This is a genomic window from Paenibacillus sp. FSL H8-0104, assembly GCF_038050215.1.
Classification (GTDB): domain Bacteria; phylum Bacillota; class Bacilli; order Paenibacillales; family Paenibacillaceae; genus Paenibacillus; species Paenibacillus amylolyticus.
In genome coordinates, this window is record NZ_JBBOTC010000001.1 from 959,699 (window position 1) to 983,017 (window position 23,319).

Annotated in this window: 20 protein-coding genes and 1 pseudogene; 13 read left to right on the plus strand and 8 right to left on the minus strand. The window is 44.9% G+C overall.

Going from position 1 to position 23,319, the window contains the following annotated elements; genetic code table 11:
- Positions 1 to 33: 33 nt before the first annotated feature.
- The gene (locus tag NST38_RS04375) at positions 34 to 708 is read left to right on the plus strand and encodes a response regulator transcription factor (protein WP_341343814.1); all 675 of its coding nucleotides are present in this window, start codon (positions 34 to 36) and stop codon (positions 706 to 708) included.
- Positions 705 to 2,057: a sensor histidine kinase gene (locus tag NST38_RS04380; RefSeq protein WP_341343815.1), complete on the plus strand. Its 1,353-nt coding sequence runs from the start codon at positions 705 to 707 to the stop codon at positions 2,055 to 2,057. The genes NST38_RS04375 and NST38_RS04380 overlap by 4 nt, the downstream gene beginning before the upstream one ends.
- A gap of 78 nt (positions 2,058 to 2,135) precedes the next feature.
- On the opposite strand, the gene NST38_RS04385 is transcribed toward NST38_RS04380, so the two are convergent.
- Entirely contained in the window at positions 2,136 to 3,827 is a 1,692-nt protein-coding gene (locus NST38_RS04385) for an AraC family transcriptional regulator (protein ID WP_341343816.1), read from the minus strand.
- Between the two features lie 232 nt (positions 3,828 to 4,059).
- Between NST38_RS04385 and NST38_RS04390 the strand changes: the two genes are divergently transcribed.
- The 3 genes from NST38_RS04390 (at position 4,060) to NST38_RS04400 (ending at position 8,692) form a co-directional block, all read left to right on the plus strand.
- Positions 4,060 to 5,049, plus strand: coding sequence for an ABC transporter substrate-binding protein (locus tag NST38_RS04390; protein WP_341343817.1), 990 nt, complete (start codon positions 4,060 to 4,062; stop codon positions 5,047 to 5,049).
- 316 nt (positions 5,050 to 5,365) lie between these two features.
- On the plus strand, positions 5,366 to 6,745 hold the full coding sequence (locus NST38_RS04395) for an amino acid permease (protein WP_341343818.1): 1,380 nt from the start codon (positions 5,366 to 5,368) through the stop codon (positions 6,743 to 6,745).
- 417 nt (positions 6,746 to 7,162) lie between these two features.
- Positions 7,163 to 8,692, plus strand: a complete 1,530-nt coding sequence (locus tag NST38_RS04400; protein WP_341343819.1) for an alpha/beta hydrolase family protein — start codon at positions 7,163 to 7,165, stop codon at positions 8,690 to 8,692.
- Between the two features lie 26 nt (positions 8,693 to 8,718).
- On the opposite strand, the gene NST38_RS04405 is transcribed toward NST38_RS04400, so the two are convergent.
- Entirely contained in the window at positions 8,719 to 9,702 is a 984-nt protein-coding gene (locus NST38_RS04405) for a MerR family transcriptional regulator (RefSeq protein ID WP_179087945.1), read from the minus strand.
- Positions 9,703 to 10,034: 332 nt separating this feature from the next.
- Here NST38_RS04405 and NST38_RS04410 point away from each other — a divergent pair, with 332 nt between their 5' ends.
- Together NST38_RS04410 and NST38_RS04415 are read left to right on the plus strand one after the other, a co-directional pair.
- Complete coding sequence (locus tag NST38_RS04410; protein ID WP_036605993.1) at positions 10,035 to 10,937, plus strand: SDR family oxidoreductase; 903 nt, start codon at positions 10,035 to 10,037, stop codon at positions 10,935 to 10,937.
- Between the two features lie 256 nt (positions 10,938 to 11,193).
- Positions 11,194 to 12,189 carry a hypothetical protein gene (locus NST38_RS04415; RefSeq protein ID WP_036605992.1) on the plus strand — a complete coding sequence of 332 codons (996 nt, stop codon included), beginning with the start codon at positions 11,194 to 11,196 and terminating at the stop codon, positions 12,187 to 12,189.
- Positions 12,190 to 12,259: 70 nt separating this feature from the next.
- On the opposite strand, the gene NST38_RS04420 is transcribed toward NST38_RS04415, so the two are convergent.
- A complete protein-coding gene (locus NST38_RS04420) occupies positions 12,260 to 14,782 on the minus strand; it encodes a transglutaminase domain-containing protein (RefSeq protein WP_051446943.1) in 2,523 nt (840 codons plus the stop codon).
- 277 nt (positions 14,783 to 15,059) lie between these two features.
- On the opposite strand from NST38_RS04420, the pseudogene NST38_RS04425 reads away from it, so the two are divergent.
- Both NST38_RS04425 and NST38_RS04430 read left to right on the plus strand, forming a co-directional pair.
- A pseudogene (locus NST38_RS04425) lies at positions 15,060 to 15,173 on the plus strand (ester cyclase); the annotation flags it as partial.
- Positions 15,174 to 15,302: 129 nt separating this feature from the next.
- The gene (locus tag NST38_RS04430) at positions 15,303 to 17,681 is read left to right on the plus strand and encodes a GH36-type glycosyl hydrolase domain-containing protein (RefSeq protein ID WP_076253755.1); all 2,379 of its coding nucleotides are present in this window, start codon (positions 15,303 to 15,305) and stop codon (positions 17,679 to 17,681) included.
- Between the two features lie 185 nt (positions 17,682 to 17,866).
- On the opposite strand, the gene NST38_RS04435 is transcribed toward NST38_RS04430, so the two are convergent.
- Positions 17,867 to 18,622 (minus strand): GNAT family N-acetyltransferase, encoded by a 756-nt coding sequence (locus tag NST38_RS04435; protein ID WP_076253754.1) that lies wholly within the window; start codon positions 18,620 to 18,622, stop codon positions 17,867 to 17,869.
- A gap of 168 nt (positions 18,623 to 18,790) precedes the next feature.
- Here NST38_RS04435 and NST38_RS04440 point away from each other — a divergent pair, with 168 nt between their 5' ends.
- Positions 18,791 to 19,453 carry a M48 family metallopeptidase gene (locus NST38_RS04440; protein ID WP_076253753.1) on the plus strand — a complete coding sequence of 221 codons (663 nt, stop codon included), beginning with the start codon at positions 18,791 to 18,793 and terminating at the stop codon, positions 19,451 to 19,453.
- Positions 19,454 to 19,568: 115 nt separating this feature from the next.
- Here NST38_RS04440 and NST38_RS04445 read toward each other — a convergent pair whose 3' ends face one another.
- Both NST38_RS04445 and NST38_RS04450 read right to left on the minus strand, forming a co-directional pair.
- Positions 19,569 to 20,651, minus strand: coding sequence for a saccharopine dehydrogenase (locus tag NST38_RS04445; RefSeq protein ID WP_076253752.1), 1,083 nt, complete (start codon positions 20,649 to 20,651; stop codon positions 19,569 to 19,571).
- A gap of 99 nt (positions 20,652 to 20,750) precedes the next feature.
- On the minus strand, positions 20,751 to 21,071 hold the full coding sequence (locus NST38_RS04450; RefSeq protein WP_036605985.1) for an ArsR/SmtB family transcription factor: 321 nt from the start codon (positions 21,069 to 21,071) through the stop codon (positions 20,751 to 20,753).
- Between the two features lie 184 nt (positions 21,072 to 21,255).
- On the opposite strand from NST38_RS04450, the gene NST38_RS04455 reads away from it, so the two are divergent.
- A complete protein-coding gene (locus tag NST38_RS04455; RefSeq protein WP_036605984.1) occupies positions 21,256 to 21,642 on the plus strand; it encodes an iron chaperone in 387 nt (128 codons plus the stop codon).
- Positions 21,643 to 21,684: 42 nt separating this feature from the next.
- A complete protein-coding gene (locus tag NST38_RS04460) occupies positions 21,685 to 22,218 on the plus strand; it encodes an isochorismatase family protein (RefSeq protein WP_036605983.1) in 534 nt (177 codons plus the stop codon).
- Positions 22,219 to 22,402: 184 nt separating this feature from the next.
- Here the strand turns inward: NST38_RS04460 and NST38_RS31605 are convergent, their stop codons facing one another.
- Positions 22,403 to 22,483, minus strand: a complete 81-nt coding sequence (locus NST38_RS31605; protein WP_373888078.1) for a putative holin-like toxin — start codon at positions 22,481 to 22,483, stop codon at positions 22,403 to 22,405.
- Between the two features lie 96 nt (positions 22,484 to 22,579).
- Positions 22,580 to 22,867, minus strand: coding sequence for a DUF6809 family protein (locus tag NST38_RS04465; RefSeq protein ID WP_076253750.1), 288 nt, complete (start codon positions 22,865 to 22,867; stop codon positions 22,580 to 22,582).
- 142 nt (positions 22,868 to 23,009) lie between these two features.
- On the opposite strand from NST38_RS04465, the gene NST38_RS04470 reads away from it, so the two are divergent.
- The gene (locus NST38_RS04470; protein WP_036605982.1) at positions 23,010 to 23,219 is read left to right on the plus strand and encodes a helix-turn-helix domain-containing protein; all 210 of its coding nucleotides are present in this window, start codon (positions 23,010 to 23,012) and stop codon (positions 23,217 to 23,219) included.
- The last annotated feature ends 100 nt before the right edge of the window (positions 23,220 to 23,319 follow it).

The window sequence follows — 23,319 nt, forward strand, 5'->3', positions numbered from 1 at the left end:
AAACAAGATAGATATCGGAGGCATACATTTGATATGACCAAAATCCTAGTTGTGGATGACGATGTGCATATTCGTGAGCTGATTACCTTGTTTTTGCGTAATGAAGGATTCGAGATTGTGGTAGCTAAGGACGGTGCTGAAGCACTGGAGATTGTGGGGAAATCCCCAATTGATCTGATTATCCTTGATATTATGATGCCGCGTTTGGATGGTTGGGAATTATGCAGGGAGATCCGGCGTATGGATCTGAATATGCCATTGCTAATAGTCACGGTAAAAGGGGAATCGGCCCAGAAAGTAAAGGGATTTCAGTTGGGAACAGATGATTATTTGACAAAACCCTTTGATCCGCTGGAACTTGTGATGCGAGTAAAAGCATTGCTGAAACGTTACCTGATTGTCTCCTCCCAGACCATTCAACTAGGGGGCATTATGCTGAATCGACGCAGCTTTCAAGTGATTCGTGGAGAGGAAACAATCAATTTGCCTTTAAAAGAGTTTGAATTGCTGTTCATGTTGGCAAACCAGCCTGGGCAGATTATTACCCGGGAACAATTAATCATTAAGATCTGGGGAAGTGACTATGAAGGGGATGACCGGACAGTTGATGTTCATATCAAGCGACTACGTGAAAAATTCGCTGGTGATGCACACCATTTTCAGATTGAAACGGCTCGCAGTCTGGGCTACCGGTTAGTCATCACATGATCAAAACCTTATATGTTCGTATTATCTGCACGTTTCTGGTCGTCATTGTTTTCAGTTTGCTGACCTCTTTCTTCATGGGGATCTTCCTTTTCAAAAAGGAAGTAAATCATATCGGTCAGAATGACATGATTTCTGTAGGGGAGGAACTGATCCGTCTATATGAGCAAACGCAACCTGAGGACAGGGATGCTTTCATCAAAAGTATGGTTAAAGTGTCCACCTATCCCATTCATCTATATGACGTTTCGGGTAACGTAACCTTTTATGACTTAGACCATACAGAGACCGTTGAAATTGCACCAGAAGTGGTTCAAATGGTGTTGCAGGGTCAGATCTATCGTTCTCCCGGAGAAGTGGAGCAGACGTTCATAGGTCTTCCTTTTCCATACAAAGGGGAACCACAAGCCATGTTTATGCAGTATTCTCCGCAGAATGAAAATATCATTAATCGGATGGTTTTGCTGGTATTATTGCTTGCACTGTTGATCGGAAGTTTTTGTATCCTTATTGCTGCAAGGTATTTGGTGAAGCCGATTCAGGTATTGACGCGGGCAACCAAACGACTGGCGAAGGGTGATTTTAATGTGGAAATCCAAACAAAACGTGTGGACGAAATGGGAGCATTGACGCAGAGTTTCAATGAAATGGCGAGTGAGCTTAAACAGCTGGAACAGATGAGACAGGATTTTGTTTCCAATGTATCTCACGAGATTCAAACGCCGCTGACCTCTATTTCCGGTTTTGCCATGGCTTTGAAAAACAGCAGCCTGGTCGCTGAGGCCGATCGTAACTATTACCTCGATATCATTATTACGGAGAGTGGACGACTATCCAGACTAAGTGATAATCTGCTGGAGCTTGCGTCTCTGGATTCCGATCATCATCCGTTCGAGACAACTACCTATAATCTTGATGAACAAATCAGGCAAGTGGTGGTGACTTGCGAGCCTCAATGGTCAGCCAAAGGCATTCCAATTCACTTAGAATTGGCGGACGGTATCAAAATCAGGGCAGATCAGGACCAGCTTAACCAAGTGTGGATGAATTTACTAGGCAACAGCATTAAGTTTACTCCCGTGGGCGGGCGTATCGAAATACGCACGAGCCAGTCTGTCGATGGAATCTTTTTCACGATAACCGATTCGGGCATTGGAATAGCGCCAGAGCAACTGGAGTATGTTTTCGAGCGGTTTTATAAAACAGACCTGTCACGCGATCGTAGCATCAGTGGTAACGGTCTGGGCCTTGCCATCGTCAAAAAAATCGTGATGCTCCATCACGGAACTGTCGAAATGAAAAGTCAGGTGGGCGTGGGGACAACGGTGATGGTTCATTTGCCTTCCGGATGATTACAAAAATGGATGTTGAGCTGCTAAAGATATTTTTCTGGCAGCTCTTTTTTTATGGGTTTTCAGATTCGTTTATCATCACGAGTTATCAGGGTAGGAGTGATTACGCAACAGTTCTGGCAAAGCATGTAGCACTTGCATACGTTCCAGCGCACCCTCCATATTCCAGTGTTGTCCTACATGATACACTTTTCCGTTACACACCGCAGGAAGATCACGCCAATAGGGGCTTTCCATCCAACTCACGTCGCGCTCATAAGAGGTAGCGTCATCGACGTCCCCATTTCTGGTTGCAGATATCATAAAAATACGATTCCCTACATAACGCTCAAAATCGCTTTCCTCGATCTTAACAAAAGCCTCGCCTTGCTCTATTAATGTCGCTACTTCATGAGGAGGTCTGAATCCATTGGCATGGTACAGTGTGTTTGTGAGACCTTGAGAGGCCATGACATAGAGTTTTCCATCATTTCCGTCCACAAGAACTGTGGCACTTGTGCCGTGTTCAAATGCACCTTTACACACATTCCACATGTATTCAGCCATGGCTTCATAGCGGATCAGCCAACGTTCCGCTTCTTTTTCTTTGCCGAAAATTTGGCCCAAAGTCCGCAAGCGGCTTTCCAATGTTTGCTCACGATCCAACACAATGGTTGGAGCAATGGTATTCATTTCATCCAGAGAAATGCCATAGTAGTTGGCGACGAGAATAAGATCGGGCTTCAGCTTTCGAATCTCCTCAGGCTTGGGGGGAAAGCTGATTTCAGTTGTGTTTTGCATTGGAGCGGTATCGATGAATTGGCCTAATAGACTCTTGGGACTACCGACTGGGAACAAATCCAGGGCCATCAAGTCACTTGTTGTATTGCGATCCAGATATACGATACGTGATTTGTCCTTGGGGAGTTCTAATAGCCTTCCTGTAGAGTCACGGAAAAGAATGTCCTTGTCCCTGTCGCTTTGCTTATACATCGCTGCATACTCTCTAGGAGGCAACCCGGTCTTCTGACGAAAACGTCTGACAAAGTAATAATGATCATTGAATCCAACCTGATGGGCGATGGACTCAATGGTTTCTTCTGTCTGTAAAAGCAATTCCTTGGCTCGATTCAAACGAATCTCGGTTAGATATTCAATCGGGGTTTTGTCTGTCAGTGAGCGAAACAGCTCATTGTATTGCCATAAGGAGACCCCGGATATATCGGATAGTTCCTGCACTTTAATTTTCTCGGCGTAGTGTTCCTGCAAATAGATAAGGGTGCGTTTAACGGCATCTCTGGTATTTTCCAAAGAGTGAGCTTTCGTATTCTGTTCAGAGAGAGACAGCATCAGCATATGGAACATAGGTTGATAGGCATTGCTTTCTGCTTTGTTGATATAGGGGCGTTGACGAGTCATATCCTGAATAATGGTGTGCACGCTGGAATAGGAACGATCGGATCGCAACGTACTTCCATCAAAGGCAGGACTTGTGTCAAACCAGACGGACGAAGCCTGAACTTTAATTACATGAAAAGAAAACATATAGACAGCGAACGGCTCATGATCCTGCCTGGTTAGTACAATGTTGCCTCCGGGTCGAATATAAAAACACTGTTCTTCAATGGCAGTAAGGGTCTCTTCCCCCAGATCCAACCTGAAGTTTCCCGAAACGACAATGAGGAGACGATGCTCTTGCGAAGGCAGTATGCTGAGGGGTTCCTCCATAAAATCAATCTCGCTAAGCGAATAGATTCCATGTACCTGATCGGTATGTAATAGAAGCTTCATGCCACAATCCCCTTACTAATTGATAACAATTCTCATGGAATAGCATAGTGTAAATACGCTCTTTTTTCAACCAATTGATAGGCGAGATAGAACATAACTTGGTGTTACACCTGCTAAGTATTGTCTGAAAAGCCCTGGAATTGTCCATTGATGCGCCTATGCGGGATCGTTACTATAGGTAGAAGATAGTGATAATGATTATCATTAAAACAGAGTGAATGGGGAGAACGTCATGTATAGTGTGAAACGATGGGGATGGTCTATTGGTGCGGTTCTGGTACTGAGTATCGGCCTGAGTGCTTGCAGTAGCAATGAAGGTGCGTCGGTAAATGACGGAACAACGCAGCAGACAACCGTCAAAGAAAAGGAAGCCGCTGCGGAGAAACCGGAAACCAAAGAGTACGTGGACTATCTGGGACGTAAGGTAGAGATTCCAACTGATCCACAGAGGATCGTCTATTATGATAATAAAACCTTCGGGGACATGCTGGTACTTGGAGCAGATGCAGTCGGTCAGGATAGCCGATTCGAATCAATATATCAGGATCAAGTCAAGGACATTGAAGATCTTGGTGCGCCGTTGAATCTGGAAAAGCTGGTTGAGCTTGAGCCAGATCTGATCATCACAGGTCTTCACGCTCAAGGGGAGGAGTTGGATCAGATTGCGAAAGTGGCGCCGACGGTCGGAATCGACGTAGATGCTCCATTGGAGCAGCGCCTGCCTATACTTGGTCTCCTGGTGAATAAGGAGGCAGAGGCACAGCAGTGGCTGGTCGATTATGATGCGAAATCGGAGCAAGCCTGGAATGCGTTCAAGCAGAGTGCAAACATCGGTCCGGATGAGACGGCAACGATATTTTTAAACACAAATCGTACGCTGTATGTTATGACGACAGGGCTGGCTGCAGACTTATACTCACCTTATGGACTGGATATACCGGATGAGGTGAAAAAGGTAACGATTGATGAAGAAATGCCATGGGCTCAAATATCAATTGAGAGTCTGCCATCATTTGCCGGGGATCACGTATTCCTGATGGCAACTGGGGCAGGGGAAGATTCCGCTGAGAATGACGAACTGATGAAGTCAGCAATATGGAAGGACCTTCCTGCGGTTAAGAACGGTCATGTGTATGTGGTGGAGCAAAAGTGGAATAAACGTGATGCCTACACGATGCATGAATTTTTGAATGAACTGCCTGCCATGATGAAGCAGCAATAGTTCGGTAATAAGTAGTAGAGTTGAGAGAGCCTCCTGTTGAAGGGGGTTCTTTTTGTATTTTTTGTACTATCGTTCTACTCCACACTTTGAAATGGGCTCAGCTTGTACAATCAGACTTCACCTTATCTGTCTGCCATATTCATTAAGCGGTTATCCTATACCTATATGTGTAGTGAATCCGTTTCCTCACATTCCTTGTTGTATTTCTGCGGCACATCTCGTACAATTTGGTGGAGTAATTCTGCATTGCGTTAATGTGAATGTGAAAATTAAAGATTACATCAGGAATCTGTACACAAGAAAAGGGGAGAATCGTTTGGAATCAAAGCAACTATCTAGAGGGCTAAAGCCCCGCCATGTAGAGCTGATTGCACTCGGAGGTACAATCGGCGTTGGTTTGTTCATGGGATCGGCGAGTACGATCAAATGGGCAGGGCCATCCGTGTTGCTGGCCTATTTACTGGCCGGTATCGTTATCTTTTTTGTCATGCGCATTATGGGGGAAATGTTGATTCAGGAGCCGGTCACGGGTTCGTTTGCAACATTTGCTCACAAATATATTAGTCCGCTTGCCGGATTTCTGACCGCCTGGAGCTATTGGTTCCTGTGGGTTACGGTTGGTATGGCGGAAGTTACGGCGATTGGCATCTATGTCGGGTATTGGTTCCCGGATATTCCACAGTGGCTGCCTGCACTGGCTGGGGTGCTCATCATTGCGGCGGCAAATCTGGCGGCGGTGAAGTTCTATGGGGAATTTGAATTCTGGTTTGCGATGATCAAAGTGACGGCTATTGTTGCGATGATCGTGATCGGAACAGGACTCATTTTCTTCGGCTGGGGGAATGGGGGTCAGGCCATTGGTCTGTCGAATCTGTTCAGCCATGGTGGCTTCTTCCCTGGGGGCATCAAAGGTTTCCTCTTCGCGCTGTGTATCGTAACGGCTGCGTATCAGGGAGTTGAAATGGTCGGTATTACAGCAGGCGAAGCGGAGAATCCGAAATACACCTTGCGTAAAGCGATCAAAAATATCGTATGGCGTATTCTTATTTTCTACGTTGGCGCCATATTTGTTATCGTAACCCTGTATCCTTGGAACGAGGTAGGCGAGACGGGAAGCCCGTTTGTGCTCACCTTTGCCAAAGTTGGCATTGTTGCTGCAGCGGGGATCATTAACTTTGTGGTGCTCACAGCGGCCATGTCGGGATGTAACAGCGGGATCTACAGTGCGGGACGGATGTTATACACGCTGGCTGAGAATGGGCAGGCACCTGCCTTTTTCAAAAAGCTGTCCAAAGGCGGGGTTCCCCGCAACAGTATCGTCATTACAATCTCCTTGCTGCTGATAGGGGTTGTGCTGAACTACCTGATGCCGGACTCCAAGCTGTTCTTGTACATCTACAGTGCAAGTGTTCTTCCGGGTATGGTTCCATGGTTCGCGCTGGCGTTCAGCCAATTCCGATTCAGAAAGCGTTGGGACAACGAGATGGCGGATCATAACTTCAAGTCCAAATGGTTCCCGATCAGCAATTACATTATTATTGTGTATCTGATCCTCGTCATTATCGGTATGGCGTTTAACCCGGATACGCGCTTGCCTCTGGTTGTTGGAGCTACGTTCATGGCAATCGTGGTGGCAGGATATTTCGCATTTGGCATCGGAAAAAGACAACGGATAGATGGCGGCGAAGATCGCTAGTCCAATATTCAAAAATCAACTTATATCGTAATATCATACATGCATTCCTTGAAACGATTGGAGAACCTGAGGGTGATTCAGCGTCATTCAGGGAGTGCATTTTTTTATCCGCAAAATTCATACTTGAATCTCCTGTAACTGGAGGTTTTAAGATTGGAATTATAAAGATTGCACTAAAGCTATTTACACTTGCCACTTCGATGACAGAACAACCTTCTGATCGCTGTTATCCCCTGATTTTTTTGATTTAATTTTACAAAGGTGAAAATCTGGGGATAAAGGCGAACGCATCCGCTTCTTCAGGTTATTTCTGTCCTCTACGTTCTCGTGTAAATGTTTAGTTCAATTTATATAATAGCTGCTGCGCAATAATATCATTCCGATGTAATCCGTGGCAGAATGGGAGGCTTTAAGTATATGAGGACAATAGAATGGATTTATCTTATTTTCAACCTGCTTATGTTTGTGGGGGGAATCGGGATTGGGAGACAGAGTCAACATTTTCGGAAAATGGTATGGGGTGGATTTGCCATATCAGGTGTGCTGCTGATCATCCATGGTGTGGTCGAAGGACTTCGTTGGCCGATGATTCCAGCGTATCTGCTCACGTTGGTTCCACTGGTTGTGTTAGTTACACAGGCAAGACGCCAGCAACAGTCAGGTGTAACCTCGCTGAACAGTAAACGTTCCGGGACATCTGCTTCCACATCGACTGTGACGAGGAAATTCGGACGTGTTCGAATCATCGCAACGTCTCTTCTGGTGTTGGTATACGCTATTGTGAGCATTGGCATACCGCTGCTCTTCCCGGTGTTTTCGTTTGCCAAGCCAGCAGGTCCTTATGGAATCGGAACGGTATCCTATGATTGGACAGATAACAGCCGTGAGGAGTTGCTGACGAGTTCTGCCGGTGATCAACGGGAGCTGATGGTACAGATCTGGTACCCAACGAATTCAGACGCAGAGGGCGCAACAGCTTCTTATGTTAATAAGCCGGATATCTATGCGACAGCCTTCAATGAAGTGCTGAAACTGCCAAAGCTTTTATTTTCCAGTCTGAGTCAGGTCAAAACACATGCGATACAGGAAGCTCAGTTGTCTGAGGCCGAAGCCAAGTATCCGGTTGTTCTCTTCTCTCATGGTCTGCATGGGTATGAAAATCAGAATACGTTCCAGGTCGAGCAGCTGGTCAGTCAAGGTTACATTGTTGTAGGCATTAATCACACGTATAGCAGTCTGGTATCCGTATTCCCGGATGGACGTGTGGCGCAGTTTGAATCGGAAGGGCAAGAAGGTTTTGAGCAGCTACAATTCAGTTACATGGACAAGTTGAATGAGACATGGGTGCAGGATGCACAGTTTGTACTGGATGAGGTAGAGAAGTTGGGTACGGGAGATCCGAGCGGACGCTTTACCGGACGAATGGATCTGGACAATATCGGCATGTTTGGGCATTCATTTGGCGGAGCAACGACAGTACAGATGTTAATGGATGATCCACGTGTGAAAGCAGGCATGAATATGGACGGTGTATTGTTTGGCGAGAAGCGTATTCCTGCGGAAGGCGTGGGCAAGCCGTTCCTGATGATGAGTGCAGACTCAACCGTTGCAGGCACAAGTGTGATGAGTGACGAAGAGATTGCTGCGATGGGCACGACCCGTCCGGAAGCCGAGAAATATTACGAGGAAGTGTACGAGCGCTATGAGCCGGTAACCGCAGGAGGGAACTTCTGGATGGAGCTGACCAACACCAAACATCTGTGTTTCTCCGACCTCTACCTGATCTCTCCACTGCTCGAATGGACACAGGGTGTAGATGCGCGGGGGACACAACAGTTGGTCAACGATACAACGATTGATTTCTTCAACCACTACTTGAAAGGGCAAACGCTCCATATGGACAAGGAAGTGGGAGAACATGAATCCTATTCGTTGAAAAAAGGCTAAACGTATAAATGGAAGGAGACTGAAATTCAGTCTTCTTCCATTTGTTTTAATCGTAACCGCATGCCCTCCTGCAACAAGTTAATGCCATCTACAATCTGGCTCCATTCGGGATTCATCACCTTGCACAGCTTGTTAAAACGCAGAATGCGATCCGTCACAGAGTCCAGCATATATCGGGCCTGTTTGCGAAAAAATACTTCTGGTGCTTCCGCATGCTCAGCACTTGCATACATCAACACAAAGTCCCACACCATGCTTTGCACAGCAGGGCTATCGATTGCCCAATGCTTGTCCAGCGCTTCGGTAGTGCGAATGCGAATAGCCTCCATTTTTTTCACCCAGACGTCCGCTTCGACTTGTGGCTGATTCGCCATAATGAAGAATGGAACCTCCAGCCGAGCCAGATCGGCCCAATAGGCCGGATCATTGATCAGTTCCTGAATTTCCTTCCAGGCCAGTGTTTGCTGAGCCGTCAGTTTGGTATCTTTCATCATGTATTTATCGAAAAAGTGCAGAAACGACACTCTCCAATCCTGCGGAATGCTGTCCAACAGATGGGATTCATCCACCTTGGCAGCAACGAATTGTTTTCGCCTGCTCGCATTGGCCGTCAGGGATTCTACCAGACTGGAGATATACGTGAGAGACTGTTCCGAATGCAGTGAAGTGTCTTCTTCATGCTGCTTCGCTTGCTGCAAAATGGAGAGCATGGAATTCATCGTGCCGATCTGGGTTTCCAAGGCTTCAATCTGCAGATCCAACGCCTGTGCTACCGCCACTTCACCCGACATGAGCTTTCGAATATCCGGTATGCTGAAATTCAGATAACGAAGCGTTGTAATAAGTTCGAGTTGCCACAGGTCTTGCGTTGTATAGAGTCGATGCCCGCCTTCCGTATGATTGGAGGGTTGTAACAGTTCAATCTCATCGTAATAACGGATCGTTTTCACCGTGGAGCCGATCAGTTTGGCTGCTTCACCGATGGAATAGGGTTCTTTGTTTGCATTCAACGAGATCACCTCATGTTCTATTATACAATCTCCAGTTAGAGGAGATTCAATGCTAGACAGTCGTTAGGGAATTCGGGCGGGCTTAGTTTAAATTCCACCTATCTCGGTTACAAAGGAAAGAGTGCAACATTTATGAAAACAACTTCTGATAATAAATTTAACATTTACATGATAACGAAGAGCACAGAAATAACCTGAAGAAACGGAGTGTTCGCTTTTATCAACGGATTTTCCCCTAATATAAGGAAGAAAAAAATCTGGGGATAACAGCGATCGGAAGGTTATTCTGTGATCGTAGTGATCAATGTAAATAACCGAGGAGGAAATTGAACATGGCTAATCAAGACCAGCACACCATGCAAGATCCAACGACCCAATATCCAAAGGCTACACCGGAGTGGAAACAGCAACAGGATGAGCCGGGGCTTCAGCGTGAGATGACACCTGTTCCCGATGCGGGTGAAAAAAGTTATAAAGGCAGCGGACGTTTAACAGGACGTAAAGCGGTTGTCACCGGAGCCGACAGCGGAATAGGCCGGGCGGCAGCGATTGCGTTTGCTCGTGAAGGCGCGGATGTCGTTCTGGCCTATCTGCCGGAAGAGGAAGCAGATGCACAGGAAGTTGTGAAGCTGATTGAGGAAGCCGGTCGCAAAGCAATTACGATGCCAGGTGACCTGAAGGATGAGAAATACTGTGAAGAACTCATTGAATCTGCGGTAAAAGAGCTTGGCGGGATTGATATCCTTGCTAACGTAGCAGGTAAACAGCAGTTTGTAGAGCAGATTGCGGATCTGACCACCGAGCAATTCGATGCAACGTTCAAAACAAATGTCTATTCCATGTTCTGGCTCTGCAAAGCAGCTGTGAAACACATGAAGCCGGGCAGCTCCATTATCAACACATCATCGATTCAGGCGTATAAACCTTCGCCAATCCTGCTGGATTATGCAACAACGAAGGCATCCATTAACACGTTCAGCAAAGCGCTAGCCCAACAGGTGGGTAGCAAAGGGATACGTGTCAACGTTGTTGCACCAGGACCGGTATGGACACCGCTCCAGGTCGTGGGTGGACAACCAGTCGATAAGCTGGCCGATTTTGGCTCCAATACACCGCTTGGTCGGGCAGGACAACCTGCGGAGATGGCTCCGGCATTTGTGTTCCTGGCAAGCCAGGAATCCAGCTATGTGAGCGGTGAGACACTGAATGCAAATGGCGGTACGGTTAGTCCGTAAATAGTTTCAGGTAATCCGATCAGGGTAACAGAGGATACGGTCTCCGAATTGGGGGCGGTATCCTCTTTTTTGTCATTAAGATGAGAGAAATAAAATATTTTTATATATGAAAGCGTTCTTATATAAAACGGGAAAGCTACATGGTAATATATTCAAGAACATGATCTTCGCTCCCAGCTCTGAGAGTGCGTTGCTTATACAATGAATCTGTTCAGATCAATACACTATGCCTAGGAATCGAAGGAGGAATTCTGTAATGGCCAAGAATGTACTTAAACTAGGTGACCCTGTCATAAGCACGTACACATCATATGGGACATTAACATCCGTTATGAACGAAGATTTATGGCCATGGATTTTCAATAACTTTATACAAATCAGGTATGCACATGGATGGGGAATTTTTTCGTTTGATTCTCATCAGTTTCTGTTAAGTACCTGTCCGGGAATTTCCTTTTACAACCTGCCACAAGAAATTGTGATCAGCAAATGGGGAACATCACTTAAACAAGTGATTACGGAAGCGATAGATATGGGATATTATCTATATATTTACGCAGACAGATACTACATTGCGTGTACAGACTATTATCAAAAGGAACATCTCATGCATGAATTATTGGTGTATGGGTATGACCTGGATCAAAATTTGATATACATTGCTGATAATCTTGATGATGGTAAATTCATACAAAGCGTATGTAGTCTGGATGAACTTGAGAAAGGCTACTGGACCATGTCTAATGAGTACAGTTTTTGGACAGAAGTGAGATTTCTCAAGCCTATCCAGAATATCAATTATTCAATTCATGTGGAGCAGATTATAACGGCGATGGAAAACTATCTTAACTCAAGCGAGACATATGACTTAGTAAGAGATCAGAAATACGATTTTGGAATGCAAGCCATTCAACGCATCTTTACCGACATTGAGCAGGCAGCCCTAGTTGGAGAAACATTGGATTCACGAGTCTTTCATCTTTTATATGAACATAAGCTACTAATGGAGTTACGTTTATCTTATTTAATGGAGAAATTAATCATTGAGCCAGATGCAACTTTTATGGAGTTAAGCACTGTTCTGAAACAGGACTACTTTAAATTGAGAAATATAGTTCTGAAATACAATATAACGCGTGATACAAGTACACTCAGTAAAATAAGTGAGAGATTACAAGAGAATCTCATGAAAGAAAAAGCATTTATTTCTTCTTTTATTACCAGATTACAACAGGTTAAATCAATGACTTGAAGTCATCTAATAATAGACAAAAAATCCCCTTTGCTTGTGAAAAAGCAAAGGGGATTGCTGTGTAACTAAGTTACTTCTGCTCTGGTTTCGGGTCCAGAATGGCATAACTGCCTAGCGTGGCTAATTGTGCTGTGTTCAGAAGCGCTTCATCCACTGCTGCGAGGGCTTCGCCGGCAGCTGTCATCAGCTCATCAGAGTCAACAGGTGAGGCGAAACGGAGAATGACGCGGTTCTCTCCTTTTTTGAGTTCACTCTCAGCCTTGGTTTTGTACTCATTAATGGATGCGACTTCGAGGTTATTTTGCACATAATAATCATTGGCATCGCTCTCGCCATTGAACATCGCGAGCTCGGAATCAAGCCAATAATCTTGATCCGCTATCGTTTTCTGACTTGCAGCAGTCTCATCGTTGGCATTGTACAGGAAGTATGGGATGCCGGAGTTCGTCAGGTTGTTCGTAGCATCTACATGGAACCATTCGTTACCGATTTTGACCTTGTTCCATGCATGTGGAACACCACTGGAGGCTCCCGTTACGACGATGCTTTCCAGTCCCGAGAGATCGGAGAGCAATTTGTAGACGGAGGCATAGCTGGCACATACCCCAACCCCTTTGACCAGAATACCGTATGTGGTAAACGAGTCATTGAACTGCGGATCGACATTTTTGAAGTTGTTTTGCTCCGCATTTTCCAGTGCTGCATCATCATACTTCGCGTTATCGTTCAGATAATCGTAGATGGCTTTACGTTTCTCATCTTCGTTCATACCATCCTTGATGATGGAAGCAACAACTTCGTTTGCTTTGGCAATAATCTCATCTTGCTTCTTCTGGATACCACTAGCCGATTCATTGTAATAAATGGAAAGGGTAAGTGTACCATAGTTGTATTCGAAACCTTCCACACCAAGAATCAATGGATTCTGGTACATCACTTTCAGAACAACATCTGAGAGTGTCGTGAAATTTTGAGCTTCGGGGAAAGCTTTTAACGAAATTTTATCTTGTGCCGCAATCATATTTTTGGCTAAAACTTCTTCCAAAGCGGAATCTGCATTGATCATTGCATCGCCTGTAGCAGGCTGAGGCACGGTTTCCTGATTACCTTGTTCTACATTTTGCTGTGTATTCGATTTCTGCTCATCTACCAGGTTGTCTTCTACAGCTTCTGGAGCTGGAGCAGGTGTTTCATTGGAAGCTTCTTCAGAAGCCATATCTGAAGAATTATCAGAAGTATCATCGGAAGCCTCAGTAGATAGAGGATCAGTTGCATCTTCTGAAGTCTCAGTATCGGTTGTGGACTCTGTAGTTGGAGTTTCCGAAGCCGGTGCTTCTTCTGTTTCTGTTGCAGACTCAGGTGCATCATGATTGTTGATGATTGTTGGCACGTCAGGTGCAGGAACGTAAGGTGTGTCATTCTTTGGTTCCACCAGTCCGTTGCTGGAATCGGCTACGGTTTGCTGAGAAAGTCTGTCCAGGTCTGCTTGAGTTACATTCTCTACGCGTACGTAACTTTTCAGAGCTGTTCCTTTAATATGAAAAGGAATATTTGTTTCATTGAACTCTGAAATCTCTACGCTTTTGGTATCATAGACAATGGTTTCACGAGCTAGAGAGCCGTCATTGTACTCAACTGTTGCTTTCTGAGGAAGTACATCTATATTCTTTAATTTCTCCCTATACAATTGTTCTTTCAGAGATGTTGGCAACTGGGAAGCAAGCGGAGCTGTAGGGACACCTCTGCTAAAATTGGATTCTTTGCCTCCGCCGATTGCAGTGACGTAATATTCTCCTCGTATACCATGGTTCTGAGTGGTAGTTATCATTTCATTATAAGTGCCTAGCCCGCCTTTTCCGTCTCTCAAAAAATCATTGAAAGACGTCTCTGTCGTTACCGCAATATCTAAAGGCAGACTATTACTAAAAGCGTCCTCTGCGCCAGTTAGAGGTACATTTGTATCGAAGTTGGTTAGGTCAGAACGTTTATAAATTTTATATTCGGTGGCACCTTCAACCTTGTCCCAGACCAACTTGAACCGTCTATCTTTGTCAATTTCGTATCTTAGGTTAGGTACGGGTAACTCCGATTTCACTGTAAACGGAATAATGATGGGCTGATCGAGTAGTGTTAGCTTCTCAGCATCTGGATCATAATTCAGACGAATGTAATAAATGGGGGCACCGCCCCAAGAACTTTGATCCTTGTTCATCATGGAATCTGAACTTAAAACGCCCCATCCAAGAGGCTTAATGGAAACACTATTGTCGTTTGTCTCTGGAATGGCATATACATCGCTTGCTTTGAGTGCTTTAATATCGGTATGTACACTAATAATGTCACTAGCTCGCAGGTTACTTTTACGTAAATCGGCTTTAAACTTGAACATAAATTCTTCATCCTGAGCTACGTTGTACATCGGCATGATCGCTTGTTCCGATTCAGAGCCGTATTTCTGCTTCAAACTTAAAATGGTAGAACCTTCTACTACTTCTGTAGGGTTATTTTCGGACGGACTACTCTCCTGTTCAGTACTCTGGCATCCAGCCAGTAACAGGGTGAGTGCAAACATAATGAAAAATAGACGTTTCATGATACACCGCTTTCTTGTTTTTCTGAGTTGCTCTAATGCTACGTTTCTAACACCGAAAGATTATCAAATATGGTTAAAACCCATACTCGAACCTCTTAACGGACAAACCTCCTATTAATTTCCTAATATCCTTTGCTAGTTTATGGTCATATTGACGCATTGTCAAGGTGAGAGGGTAGGTTTTAAGTCCTGTAGAACAATAGAACAGTTGTAATTCCATAGCGGGGGGACCATGTTAAAATACAAGAGTTACTACATATTTATATATAATAGAAGAATAATTGAAATTGCCAGTGCAGTATACCGAGTGGAAAATGAACAAATTGCAGAGTATTGGATTCAGATCGACAGGTTGGGCATCGAGAAACAATTGGAACGTAATCGGAGCTGAGTTTCTCAGCTCTTTTTTAGTTTTCAGTTCTTTGTAAGCGTTCCCGTGTTATAATGAACAAAGTTGTATACAAGTTATCTAAAACGTTTTCTGTCTTTTGACTCCATAATCTGAAAGTGAGGTTCAGTGATGATTAAAGCAACGGAAGATAATCAATATGTTGAACTAACAAGCCCGACAAGTTTACCGAAGGCATCCGGATTCCTTTGGAATGAAAAGATGATGATTCATGTGAATTGCCGGGGGTACGCGGTGGCCCAATTCATGCAGCCCGAACCTGCTAAATACTCGTATGCGCCCAACCTGGAAGCCAAGACGTTTATGCAACCGGAGCAGCCATACTATGCCCACCATCCGGGACGGTTTGTGTACATTAAAGATGAAGTAAGTGGCGAAATCTTCTCCGCCCCGTATGAACCGGTTCGCAAGCAGGCGGATAGCTATACGTTCGCTGTCGGTAAACACGATATTCACTGGAAAGTGATTCAGGACGACATTTGCATCGAGATGTCCCTGCGCCTGCCGAAGGAAGATGTCATGGAGCTATGGCGTGTGAAGGTAACCAATCTGTCTTCGAGAAAACGCAAGCTGAGTATCTACCCGTATTATACGGTCGGTTATATGTCCTGGATGAACCAGTCCGGTTCATATGTGGAAGATTTGCAGGGCATTGTCTGCTCGGCGATTACGCCGTATCAGAAATATCAGGATTATAGCAAAATCAAAAATTACAGCGACAAAACCTATCTGCTTGCAGATCACCAACCGACTGGCTGGGAAGTAAATCATGAGACTTTTGAAGGCGAAGGTGGACTACATAATCCTTCGGCCCTGCAGTCGGAGACATTGGCTGGTGGAGATGCACGGTACGAGACACCTGTAGCTGTATTGCAATATAGAGTCGAACTGGAAGCAGGAGCGGAGCAGACGTATCGATTCATCTTTGGTCCGGCTCATGATGAGACAGAGATTGAGGGCATTCGTCAGCATTATTTTGTGAAGCAGAATAAGGATGGACAGGATGGTTTCGTCGCAGCCGAACAGGAGTATGCTGAGTATATTGCGGAAGGGCAAGGGAACATCCAGATTCAGACACCGGACAGCTGGTTAGATAATGTCGTGAATCACTGGCTACCTCGCCAGATGTACTATCATGGCAAAACCAACCGTCTGACAACCGATCCGCAGACGCGGAATTATTTGCAAGACAACATGGGCATGAGTTATATTCAGCCGCAGATTGCACGAGCTGCGTTCTTGACCGCTTTGTCTCAGCAGCATATAAGCGGCGCGATGCCAGACGGCATTATTTTGCACCCGGACGCAGAACTGAAATATATTAACCAGGTTCCTCATACCGATCACTGCATCTGGCTTCCGGTCTGTATGAAGACCTATCTAGATGAAACGAATGACTATAGCATTTTGGAGGAACAGGTTGCTTTTACAGACAGTGAACAAAAAATTTCCGTACTGGAACATATGAATCTTGCGATGCGCTGGTTGATCCATGAGCGTGATGCGCGTGGGTTGAACTATATCAATCAGGGTGACTGGTGTGATCCGATGAACATGGTGGGATACAAAGGCAAAGGCGTATCCGGCTGGCTGACCATTGCGACGGCATATGCGTTCAATGTGTGGGCAGATATTGGTGAACAGGCAGGGCATGGCGAGGTTGCAGCGGAATTCCGTCAGGAAGCCACTCAGACCAATGCGGTAGCCAATGAGTATCTGTGGGATGGGGACTGGTATGCCCGCGGAATTACGGATGATAACGTAGTGTTTGGTGTAAGCAAAGACGTGGAAGGGCGCATCTATATCAATCCTCAGAGCTGGGCACTTATGAGCGGTGCTGCGGATCAAGATAAACAGGAGAAGTTAATTCGTGCGGTAGAGGAGCAATTGGAGACGCCATATGGTGTCGAGAAACTCGCGCCGTCTTTCACCGCCATGCGGGAGGATGTAGGTCGTGTCACGCAGAAACATCCGGGAAGTGCAGAGAATGGTGCAGTGTACAATCACGCGGCGGCGTTCTATATTTACGCGTTGTACCTGGTGGGCGAGAAGGAGAAGGCGTATCGTCTGTTGCGTAAAATGATTCCGGGCCCCGATGGCGAGGATATTCTCCAGCGAGGTCAGCTACCCGTATTTATCCCGAATTATTATCGCGGAGCCTATCATCAATTCCCACGTACAGCTGGGCGCTCTAGCCATCTATTCAATACCGGCACGGTGCCTTGGGTGTATCGTTGTCTGATCGACGGATTGTTTGGATTGCAGGGTCATGCACAAGGGCTTCAGGTTCGTCCGCAGTTGCCAGAAGATTGGAACGAGGCATCGGTAACGAGGTTGTTCCGCGGGGCTGAGCTGCATGTAAACATGAAGAAGGATGCATCTGTCCAGACAATTGAGGTGTATGTTGACGGTCAACGGATTGCAGGCGACATCATCAAGAATATACAGGCTGGCGTGAAATATGAGGTGCTGGTGAAACTGCCTTTGTAGAAAGAGTACGGAGTAGCTGATAATCGGTGTGAAGAGTTTTAACAATAATGAAGACAAATTAAAAACTGCCTTTCCTTTATAGAAGGAGGGCAGTTTTTGCTTTCAAGATGTTGTTTTGAATTGATACGTTTGTCAGACTGAATATGATGAAAGAATCCACAAGCTAAGCTTGATTAGCAAACCCTCTATTCTTTGACTCTGTACCAATAGCTATAAATCTCTGAATAACCCAGCTTGGCGTAAAGTTTCAAGGCAGGTGCATTATTCGCAACCACTTGCAGGTAACTGGATGTAGCACCTTGTTTTTTTGCCCAATGCAGGAGATGCAAGATCATCTGTTCAGCAAGTCCCCGATTCCGGAAGTTAGCGTCTGTTATGATGTCATACAATCCAATGTAGCCACGTTCGATGACACCAAACCCACAAGCGACGACTTGCCCATCGATCAACAGCGAGATGAAACCTACCTTTGTCCGGATATTGTCCAACATTAATTCCGTCGTTTCCCGTTGCAGATCATTCACCTGATTTAGCCTGCAAAAATGATCCAGCCACGCTGTGGTCAACTGTTCGTCGATCTGTACAGTTTGGTGCACAGGCTCTTTGATCTCTTCCAGACTCCGAGTCTGGATACGGGTCAGATCGACAACGCCATACCCTTTGTCTTGCAAAAGTTGATCGAGATGATCCGGCTGAATAAACGGCGTGATTTTGAATATGGTACTTAACTCATTGGAGGCATAGATGCGCTCACATTCCTCAATCTTTTCATGCACATCCAGAGTGGAGTAATGGATAGGTTGAACGGAGTTGGCACGTTTGGTATATCCTTTGGCAAAACGCAGTACCCAGCCGTCATATAATATGGTGGACAAGGGTTGCCAGTGGTTAAGCGATAGTTCTTCAATGGTTTTATGTTCTGAATCTATGGTATGTGTCATATCCAACCTCCGATTTTATGATTAAATAATAATACATAATTATGTATAAAAATACAATACAATACAATACAATACAAACATATATATCGCCGAACAATATGCATTATAGCCGGAGATGGTATACAATTTAATTTGGTTGAAAGAATAACTTCAGAAGCGGAGCGCGTTATGTTAATTATAGAATTAAATAATCACAGCATTAACTGTCATATCCAATACGGCAAACGCAAGAAAGTGTCCATCACGATGGACTTGCCTTATATGGTAACAATCAAAGCACCCAATGGTACCAGTGAAGACATGATCCGGCAACTTGTAGAGCAGCACGGGGATGTAATTTTGAAGAAATCCGCACTGATGCAGCGGGCGCTCGATGGTCCTCAAGCCAAGGAATACGAAGATGAGGGCAAGGGGAAGTTTCTGCTTTTTGGCAAGGAGCATGCACTGCATGACTTAATCCCTGTAGAGGGTCTGACAGAAGAAGAGCTGCGAGCGAATCTGAAGAAGTTTTATTTTGCCGAGTGTAAACGTATGATTGGGGAGCGCATCGGTCGCTATCAGCAGGAGTTGAAGGTGAAGCCGAAGTCAGTAGAGATCGTAGATTCTCCCACCAAGTGGGGCAGTTGCAGCTGGGACAAAAAACTTACGTTCAATTATCGTCTGGCGATGGCGCCACTGGAAGTGATGGATTATGTCATCATTCATGAACTTTGCCATATTCACCACATGAATCATGATCGCTCCTTCTGGCGGCGGATCGGTAGCATCATGCCGGATTACAAAACAAAAGAAGATTACCTGATGCGAAATGGTCGGGCTATGACACTATAATTCCAGACCCAAGTTTGTACTTGATACGATAGATCCCTCCATTATAATTCGTAAAATCCGCGATGGTCCCACTGTTTGCAGTGAGCGACTTCGCGGATTTTTTGTTATGTCTGGATCAGGAGTGGGTTACTTGAACGCCGTATTGTGTGAAAAAATGAGTAACCGCATCCATGTTCATTCGATCATCGAACAGATGCTCAGGATAATAGATGCCTGGAGCCATAGGTTTGTCCATTGGCATCATCAGTATCTTCTCGGCTTGCACCGCAGCGCCGAGTGCAGTCATGTGGGTCTGACCGATTGGGTCAGAGACCGTCATCGTTCGTTCAACCTGATTACCTTTCGCATCCAGCCCTTTCAATTGAATGACCAGATGATGTGCACTCCCGGTTCCCGGATTATAGAGCAATTTCCGCCGGAATGGCTGAAAACGTTCACCACTGATCATCTTCCATACTCCGGTTTTGACCAATCCGGCGAGTGCATAGGTAGATACCTTACTATCGAATGAGATACGGAAACTGGCGGAATCGATATGGCTGGTATGAGGCAAAGTGACGTGATCGGGTGTGTCCAGTCTGTAACATGGGGTCGTATACCCGTTCGGGAAATGAACTTTGATCGGATCTGTCATGGGGTAGACGAGTTGGTTCGTGTTGGATTCGGTGACCTGAAAAGGAATACTCATCCGGTCCATGAAGGCTGCCGAATCAGGGCCGGCCTTATCCCGCAGCGACCATAGGGCATGAATGTTTAGTTCGACATGTTGCAGAGAGTTAGAAAGTATCATGGCAAAGAGTGACGCCGTTCCTGCCATCCATCCAGAGGACAGCACTACCGGAGAATGAAGCTCTTCCTGCTCTACTGTACGGATCGCTTGATTGAACACCTCAGTCCAGCGTGTTACATCGATAAGTGGAATTTTTCTCCGCACTGCCGATACCAGTAGCCGATCATCCAGATCGTTCACTGCATTAATGATTAACGATATATTCTCTCCTGCGTGAATCAGTGGATCGTCTGCATTGGTATCAACAACAATCGTTTGGACACGATTGGATGGAAAAGGTGCTGCTTTACCTGCAGAACGGCCTCCCAGTAACAATTCCAGATCAGGATGCCTGTCATGCAAAATGCGGGCAAGCTGTGCACCTACAGCACCATAGCCTCCTGCGATGAGAACTCTTTTTCTATTCATTCTATATACCTCCGTTGATATGTTTATGTACTTATATGTTTAAACTATTGAACATATAGAAGTGAAGAAAAGGAATGCAGTACACCAGCGCGGTATGCGCTAGCTCTGACATTCCACTTCCACGAGATGAACGAGCTGTTTGATTAATTCGATAGCATCGTTGAACTCCAGCTTGTAATACATCTCCGTACCTTTCTTCTGAACCGATAACAGCCCGGATTGACGCAATATTTTCAAGTGATGAGAGACCGTAGGGCGTGACATGGGGACATGCTCTGCAATCTGTGATACGTTCATGCTCTCTTGATCAATGAGCAGCGATATGATTCGCTGGCGAACGGGGTCTCCCAAACCTTGAAGATAAGGACTTAGATTCTCGAAAATATCAATAACTTTTTGGTTACCCATCGATTCGTTCATGGCTCACTCCGTTATAATGTTTAATTGTTTAAACGTATTATAAGGCTTAGTTCACTTAAAAATCAAATTTAACATTCCAAGTTGCAGGAAAATAGCTGTTCCGTTTGTCCATTTGAAGTACAATATAAGCAAATATGCCCGTACCACGAATCCATTGATGTATCCGTGGTGGAAGGAGTCCAAGATGGCTGAGAGTAACCATTATTCGGTGCTGGTAGATGAATATATCTCGGAGTTTGCACCTGATGTACAGGTGAGATTACAGGCAATAAGACAGATTATTCGTGAAGCGGCTCCGAACGCCGAAGAGAAGATCAGTTACAAGATGCCTACGTATGCACAGCATGGGAATTTGGTTCATTTTGCCGCTTACCAGCATCATATTGGGTTTTACCCTGCTCCCAGGGGAATTCAAGCTTTCCAGGAGGAACTCTCCAAGTACAAAGGGGCTAAGGGATCTGTCCAGTTTCCGCTGGACCAGCCATTGCCGGAGGATCTGATCCGCCGGATTGTGGAGTTTCGGGTGAAAGAAAATGTGGAAAAAGCTCGGGAGAAGAAGCAGAAGAAGTAGTAAATGGTAAAAACCTGTTAGTCTACTGAAGGGGAAGTACAGATGAACAAAGCACTAATCGTGTTGGATGTGCAGTATGGGATCAAGTCATTGAAGGATTTCACAGTTCAGTTGGGCAAGATTGAAGCGGTTATCGCTGATTTTGAACAGCAACATGAGCCAATCATATACATGAAACATGTAGATTACGATCAGGAGGGTTCTTCACTGTTCTATAAAAATGTTGAGAACCTGGAAATTATAATGGGTACCGGTCAGTATCCTGTTATGGAGAAAAGCAAACCAAGTGCCTTCAGCAATCCGGAGCTAAGAACTTGGCTACATGAGCATCAGGTAGAACATGTATTTATTGTTGGATTCAACATGGAATATTGTTGTCTGTTTACGGCAATTACTGCGGAACACGAAGGGTTTAAGGTAACCTTGATTGAGGACGCAACAGGTTCGGTGAACACAGCGGAGACGTATGAGATGCCGGGTCTGGACATTCAGGATTTTGTCGGTTCGATTTTGAATTGGTCGAATTGTATTGAAGTTTTATATGTGGATGAGTATAAAGAAATGTATCGTATCTAGCGTGGTTTACATGTGACGCCTGAGATTTGAGTATGGTATAATAAGAGCAGATTAGACGTAAAATGCAAAGAGAGCCGTGCTGGTAACACGACTCCTCCGAGCAATAGCCGCTTTTAAGGGCGGTGGGCTTCGGTAACATAAGGGCACGATGAAATAGACCGCATTCCTTTGCTACGGGGGCGGTCTATTTGCGTTTATCGGACAGAATGGCAACGATGAGCGTACCAAAGGTAAGCATCAGCAAGATTGCTTCAAAAACTGTCACAGGGCATCCCTCCCTTCATGGCGAGGTAGCCGACCGACCCTTTAAGCCTATTCTATTGCTTTGTTGATTATAGCATATTTTGTAAGAAGCCAGTTGTTAGAAGCTGTTTATATGTAATTCGTTCATTAGCTGAAGAGCATCCCGAAACCCTTGTAAATAAATCTCTCTTTCCAGAAGTGTTTGCATAGAGAGTTGAGTATCTTCATATAGAAAAAGGGTTTGATTCAGTTGCTCCGGTAAAGCTTGGCGAATATTCTGAAAGTATTGATCAGATTCTTTAGATAGTTGGGTATAATCAGGCTGCGTGTGAGACAAATTGTTGTATAATAACTCTAAGCGCGTTCGGATTAACGGTTCTGCTAAAGATTCCAAGGATTCTTTCACTATGTACACCTCTTTTTGAGTATTTGTAGATATTAAGTTTCCATTCGAACACTACAGTGTGCATTATGTTTATTTGAATATACAACTTGTAGTGTGCTTTGTCAACATCACAGTGTGCATTTTAGTTTGGAGGGGAATTCGTATGATCAAGGTTCATTTATCTCGTATTATGGGTGAGAAAAGAATTAATATTGCTGATTTATCCCGACTAACCGGATTACATAGAAATGGGATTGCCAAATTATATAATGAAGAAACCGATGGTGTGAAGTTCGATACGCTGAATCGAATATGTGAGGCTTTGGATTGTGACATCCAGGATATCATTGAGTTTATTAAGGACGAGAAGTGATCTTCAACAATTAGCTAAGGCCCTATACTTTTAAAAAATTGGACATATAGACCGTTACCTTTATCGAAGGGACGGTCTTTTTCTGTTTGTATACACATAC